General features: G+C 36.7%; 1 pseudogene. It reads left to right on the top strand.

Annotated elements, in window-relative coordinates:
- Window positions 1–146 precede the first annotated feature (146 nt).
- Window positions 147–594 (top strand): annotated as a pseudogene (locus ADIWIN_RS21475) (hypothetical protein); the annotation flags it as partial.

The following is a 594-nucleotide window of genomic DNA, read 5'->3' on the forward strand; positions in this document are numbered from 1 at the left end:
TATCCAATAGCTAGACAAATAGCTGGAGGAACAATCATAAAATCGGTCCCAATTGAGTGATTTCATCCCATATAAAAACATCCATTCAAGTTCAATTCGTGAAATATGAGGTAAATTGCTGGGAGAAAAATGATTTCCATTAAGTTTTGAAACAAAAAATCGCACTCATAATTTCCAAAGTTGGTCATCCTATTTGTTTGTTACTGACTTTTTTAGTCTATTTCCTTTTCAGTATTCATGATCCGGCAAAAGCTTTCTGGACCCTAACCATAATCATTTCATTAGGGATTTTGCCCCTTATAGGCTGGAACCTATACCGTACCCGAAAAGGATTGTATTCAAACTTTGATGTTTCAATCAGGAGCCAACGGTCCTCTATGTACCGCTTTATCCTGGTATTGGCAGTAATTGTATTAGCCGCTTTATGGTTTAGCAATCAGCCGTCCAGTGTTATTATAGGGAGCTTGATACTCATACAATTGCTGCTACTTGCTTTCTTCCTTAACTACAAAATCAAAAATCTCCTTACACGTTGCCATCGCTGTTTTTACGGTTTTGGACTTTGGGAGATTAACAAAGAATTTTCAATGATCA

Origin of the sequence: Winogradskyella psychrotolerans RS-3 (genome assembly GCF_000427335.1) — a bacterium.
Classification (GTDB): Bacteria; Bacteroidota; Bacteroidia; order Flavobacteriales; family Flavobacteriaceae; genus Winogradskyella; species Winogradskyella psychrotolerans.